This is a genomic window from Sedimenticola sp. (assembly GCF_050289425.1).
Taxonomy (GTDB): Bacteria; Pseudomonadota; Gammaproteobacteria; order Chromatiales; family Chromatiaceae; genus Sedimenticola.
Genome location: NZ_JBNKFS010000016.1, coordinates 1 through 5,188 on the forward strand (window position 1 = coordinate 1; position 5,188 = coordinate 5,188).

At 58.9% G+C, this 5,188-nt stretch carries 5 protein-coding genes; 4 read left to right on the top strand and 1 reads right to left on the bottom strand.

Features of this window, described 5'->3' with window-relative positions; genetic code table 11:
- Positions 1 to 133 precede the first annotated feature (133 nt).
- On the top strand, positions 134 to 943 hold the full coding sequence (gene trpC, locus ACQY5R_RS12045; protein ID WP_428608693.1) for an indole-3-glycerol phosphate synthase TrpC: 810 nt from the start codon (positions 134 to 136) through the stop codon (positions 941 to 943).
- 31 nt (positions 944 to 974) lie between these two features.
- On the opposite strand, the gene ACQY5R_RS12050 is transcribed toward trpC, so the two are convergent.
- A complete protein-coding gene (locus tag ACQY5R_RS12050; RefSeq protein ID WP_428608696.1) occupies positions 975 to 1,508 on the bottom strand; it encodes an invasion associated locus B family protein in 534 nt (177 codons plus the stop codon).
- Positions 1,509 to 1,722: 214 nt separating this feature from the next.
- Between ACQY5R_RS12050 and ACQY5R_RS12055 the strand changes: the two genes are divergently transcribed.
- From ACQY5R_RS12055 to ACQY5R_RS12065, 3 genes are all read left to right on the top strand, one after another.
- Positions 1,723 to 3,771, top strand: a complete 2,049-nt coding sequence (locus ACQY5R_RS12055) for an elongation factor G (RefSeq protein ID WP_428608699.1) — start codon at positions 1,723 to 1,725, stop codon at positions 3,769 to 3,771.
- Between the two features lie 38 nt (positions 3,772 to 3,809).
- Positions 3,810 to 4,679 (top strand): Hsp33 family molecular chaperone HslO, encoded by an 870-nt coding sequence (gene hslO / locus ACQY5R_RS12060; RefSeq protein ID WP_428608702.1) that lies wholly within the window; start codon positions 3,810 to 3,812, stop codon positions 4,677 to 4,679.
- 68 nt (positions 4,680 to 4,747) lie between these two features.
- On the top strand, positions 4,748 to 5,188 hold a 441-nt coding region (locus ACQY5R_RS12065), incomplete at its 3' end, for an SIMPL domain-containing protein (RefSeq protein ID WP_428608705.1).

The window sequence follows — 5,188 nt, forward strand, 5'->3', positions numbered from 1 at the left end:
TTAGGTTGTGGTGGACGGTAACGTCCCATCTCTACCTCGGTTTAGGAAAAGCACCCAGCCAGCGGGCCCGGGTTAACTCATGAGCAAAAACGTGTAAACTCTTGCAGCCTGTATTTACCAGAGAAGATTGCCCATGAGCAATACACCCGACATATTGAAAAAGATCATCCAGCGCAAACTGGAGGAGATCGCGCAACGCAAAGCCGTGTTGCCGATCGACGACCTGATCGAACAACTGTCAGGCATCGACAACCCGCCACGCGGCTTCGCCCAGGCCATCGCCGACAAGCTCGACCGGGGCGAACCCGGAGTCATTGCCGAAATCAAAAAGGCCTCCCCCAGCAAGGGTGTGATCCGAGCCGACTTCCGACCGGCCGAAATCGCCGCCAGCTACCAGCGTGGCGGGGCGGCCTGTCTATCGGTATTGACCGATGTGGATTTCTTCCAGGGCAGTGACGACTACCTGAAACAGGCCCGGGCCGCCTGTAACCTACCTGTCATCCGCAAGGATTTTATCATCGACCCTTACCAGGTTTATGAAGCCCGGCTTATCGGTGCGGACTGTATCCTGTTGATTGTCAGCTGCCTGAGTGATGAAAGCCTGGAGGAACTGAATACGCTGGCCCACCAGATGGGCATGGATGTCTTGGTGGAGGTACATGATGCTGAAGAGTTGCAGCGGGCGGTAAAACTGAGCAACCGCTTGATCGGCATTAACAACCGGAACCTGCGCACCTTTGAAGTGACGCTGGACACCACCTTGGAGCTACTGGACCAGATCCCTCCTGGATGCATTGTCGTCACCGAGAGCGGCATACTGACCTTAGCGGATGTGACCCGGATGCGGCAGCAGGGCGTACATGCATTCCTGGTCGGTGAGTCATTCATGCGGGCCGAAGAGCCCGGCGAAAAACTGGCCGAACTGTTCGGCCAGTCCAGATAAGGGGCCGGTCTCCCGACCCCTTCAAGTTCCGTTACTTCTGCAGCGACTGATCGGCTTCAACAAACCCCTTCAACGACACCAGCAGACCCACGGGTTTGTTCTGCGCATTGGCAAAGGCCACCTTGAGTTTGTCGCCCTTTCGCATCGACTCCAGCAGGTTATCGGTTACCACCAGACTGGCGCGGCAACCATCCGCTACGCAAATGTTGTAAGGGACCTTGAGCGGTTCACCTAAACTGTCCACCTGCATCTCGACACCGGCTGCCAACGCCACACCCAGGGGCGTGGTCAATACCATGACCGGACCTTTACCCGCTGGCGGATAACCGAAGGTCACATGGAGGATCGTCTGATTTTTATCTTTCAGCCGTAGGCGTTGGAAGATCAGACAGAGCTCTTCTCCTGAAGTCTTCAGCGCCTCGCAGCGACGTCCCCAATCACCGAAGACCTGCGCCGCCTGCTCACCCATCCCCTCACTCTTCGTCTCTTCAGCCCCCCAGCCGGTCAACGGTGCCAACAGCACCAGGGCCAGTAAAATCTTTGCACATCCACGCTGCATCATCATTCTTTGCTCCCACGCTACGTCAAGTCCCACGTTATCCTATCCTGTCGGATAGCGACACCGCCCCATCATACTGCATCTGGCAGCCCGGTAGGATGGAATAATCAAAAACGGCATTTATCTGCATAAATCGGTTACTCGACGCACGCAGGTTATTCCACATTGGGTCGGAGTCGTTTAGGCTTGCCCGGGTATTCACACTCACTGTAGCGACTCAATGAATCACAATCATTCGAAAGATAAGGTCCGCAATATCGGCATCGCCGCCCATATCGATGCCGGTAAAACTACGCTGACCGAGCGCATCCTGTTCTATACCGGGGCACTGTATAAAATCGGTGAAGTCCATGACGGGGCGGCCCACATGGATTACATGGCTGAAGAGCAGAGCCATGGCATTACCATCACCTCTGCCCTCACCAAAGCCACCTGGGACGACCACCTGATCCAGATTATCGATACCCCCGGGCATGTGGACTTTACCATCGAAGTGGAACGCAGCATGCGGGTCCTGGATGGCTGCGTGATCGTTTTGGACGGCGTCCGCGGCGTCGAGCCACAAACTGAAACCGTCTGGCGCCAACGCTCGAAATTCAACCTTCCCTGCCTCTTTTTCATCAATAAGGTAGATCGTCCCGGCGCCGATTTCGACCACGCCCTAACCACCATACCGAAACGCCTCGGCGCCACACCGCTGCCGGTGACGTTGCCGTTACCGGATCAGAACGCGGTTATCCATCTGATCGAGCGCCGCCTTATCCGCTTTGGCGGCGAGCATGGCGACCAGCTGGAAACGACGCCCTGCGATCAGGCCCTTTGGGAATCCGTCGCAAGCTATCGCGAGAACCTGCTCCTGGGTATTGCCGAAACCGACGAAGCCTTTGCCGATATGGTATTGGGTGGGGAAGAGCCGGCGCCGGAGAGGATTTGGGAAGCCTTGCGCGCCGCCACGCTAAAGGGTGAGGTATGCCCCTGTTTCGGCGGCTCCGCCCTACGTAATCTGGGGGTGCAACCACTGATTGACGGTGTCATCAAATTGCTCCCGGCACCACTGGAGCGCCCGCCGGCCAGCGCCTGGCTGCCGGACGGCAGCCTCACCACTGTCGCGATGCAGGATGACCAGCCTTTGGTGGCGCTGGCCTTCAAGGTGCAGATGTGGGAGGGGCGCCGTCATGTATTCACCCGTCTCTACCGGGGTCAACTTAAACCGGGCGATCAGGTCCGCTTCAGCCGGGCTGACGGCAGCGTGGTACAGGAGCACGTGGCACGCATCTTCGACGTGGATGCCGCCAAGAAGACCCGCCTCGACGTCGCCCATGCCGGTGATATCGTGCTGCTGGCCGGACTGCGTCACGCCGCCACCGGCGACACCCTCTGTGATCCCCGGCACCCGCTGCTGCTGGAGCGCATCGACACCCGCGAACCGGTATTGAGCCTGGCCGTGGAACCGGCCTCTTCCAGCCAGGAAGAGAAGTTTCTGGAGGTGATGGACAAGCTTCAGGAGGAGGACCCCACCCTGCAGTTCGGCGAAGACCCGGAAACCGGCCAAAAACTGCTCCGGGGCATGGGCGAGTTGCACCTGCAGATCATCATCGAGCGGCTGCACCGAGAATACAATCTACAGGTCAGAACCGGTAAACCGGCGGTCGCGCTGCGTGAAACCATTACCCGACGCCATCAACTCACCCTCCTGTTCCAACCGCCAGCCGACCCATCCCGCAAGGAGCCATTGAAGGCACAGGTGACCGTTAGCGTCGCCCCGCTGTCGCGTGGTGCCGGTATTGTCACCCACAGCCAACCGACCATCTTGCCGGAGGGCGGCCAACTCACTAGCCTGCAGCAAGCGGCGCTGGAACAAGGCCTCCGTTTTGCCCTCGGCGGCGGCCCGCTGGAAGGGGCCCCATTGCAAGATCTGGAGGTCACACTGGATCAGGTGGAACTGTTCGGCTCCCACTCCACTCCCGAGGCCCTGACATCAGCCACCGCCCGCGCCCTGCGCAAAGCACTGGAAGGCGCCGGCCCGGCCCTGTTACAACCCATCATGAAAGCGGAGGTTGTCGTCCCGGAAGAGAATCTGGGGGCGGTCCTGGGGGATCTGCAGTCGCGTCACGCGCTGATCCAGGATACCGAACGCACCGTTGAGCAAGCCACCATCCATTGCGAAGTAGCGCTGGCCAGCCTGCTCGGCTATACCACCGAACTGCGCAGCATGACCCAGGGCCGGGGGCAATTCAGCACCCTGTTCGAGCGCTTTGATATTTTCTGAGCCATCATTTATCCATCGGATCGCGTAATATTGACTCCATGACGACTCAAGACCAGCTCTATCGGTTTTTATTTGAATCCCACAACCTGCGGGGAGAGTGGGTACAACTGGATGCCAGTTGGAAAGCGGTGCTTGAGCGGCACGACTATCCGCCTGCGGTAAGTCGACAGTTGGGACAAGCCATGGCAGCGGTAACCCTGCTCTCCGCCACCATCAAATATGACGGATCGCTGATCCTGCAATCCCAGAGTGACGGCCCCCTGCGTACCCTGGTGGTCCAGGCAACGAACCAGCGTACCCTGCGCGGACTGGCCCATTGGCAGGGCGATCTGCCGGAAGGCGATCTCACGGCCATTTATGGCTCTGGCCATATGTCACTCACCGTCACCAACCGGGGACCGGAACGGTTTCAGGGTATTGTCGAGCTGGCGGGCGAAAACCTGGCGGCCGCCCTGGAGAATTACTTCAGTCACTCAGAGCAGTTGGCGTCACGCTTCTGGCTGGTGGCGGACGATCAGCGTGCGGCTGGCTTGCTGTTGCAGAAACTGCCTTCCGACCAGGAACAGGACGAAGATTGGCAACGGATCTGCCTGCTGGCCGATACGATCACCGACGAAGAGCTGTTGCAGTTACCGGTACAGACCCTGCTGCACCGCCTGTTTCATGAAGAGCAGGTGCGTCTGTTCGAACCCGAGCCGGTCGCCTTCCGCTGCAACTGCTCCCGGGAACGGGTCGCCAGTTCGCTACGCGCCATGGGCCGGGCGGAGCTGATGTCGATCCTGGGAGAGCAGGGAACCATCGAAGTCGATTGTGACTTTTGCAACAAACACTACCGGTTCGACGCGGTCGACACCGAACAACTGTTTATCGACGGCGTGCCAATCGACGCCTCCGATACCCCACAATAACCGTCGGTATTGATCTACTATCACCTCTATTCGCATCCTAATAAACCGATCCCAAGCAAGGAGCTATCATGACCGTTCGCTATCTGCTGCTACTGCTCAGCCTATTCACCGGTCAAGCCGTCGCCGCCGACAACGCACCCACGAGCTACGACCGCATCAATCTGGCCGTCTCTGCCGGCGAAGAGGTGGACAACGACACCCTCAGTGCCACCCTCTTCGTCCAACACGAAGGCAATGATCCGGCAGCACTCAGCGCCCGGGTCAACCGCACCATCCGGCAAGCTGTGGATACCGCCAAACAGCAATCCGGCGTCAAGGTGCAGACGCTGGATTACCAGACTACCCCGGTCTACCGCGACAACACTCTGTCCGGCTGGCGTGTACGCCAGTCCATTCGTCTTGAGAGCATGGACACCCAGGCCATCAGCCAGTTGCTGGGCAAACTGCAAGAGTGGCTGAGTATCGGCAGTATTGGCTACACCGTCTCACCACAGCAGCGTGAACAGACG

Coding starts and splice junctions, on each gene's coding strand:
- ACQY5R_RS12050 (WP_428608696.1), bottom strand. CDS start 1,508: ATGATGATGCAGCGTGGATGTGCAAAGATTTTACTGGCCCTGGTGCTG.
- trpC (WP_428608693.1), top strand. CDS start 134: ATGAGCAATACACCCGACATATTGAAAAAGATCATCCAGCGCAAACTG.
- hslO (WP_428608702.1), top strand. CDS start 3,810: ATGACGACTCAAGACCAGCTCTATCGGTTTTTATTTGAATCCCACAAC.
- ACQY5R_RS12055 (WP_428608699.1), top strand. CDS start 1,723: ATGAATCACAATCATTCGAAAGATAAGGTCCGCAATATCGGCATCGCC.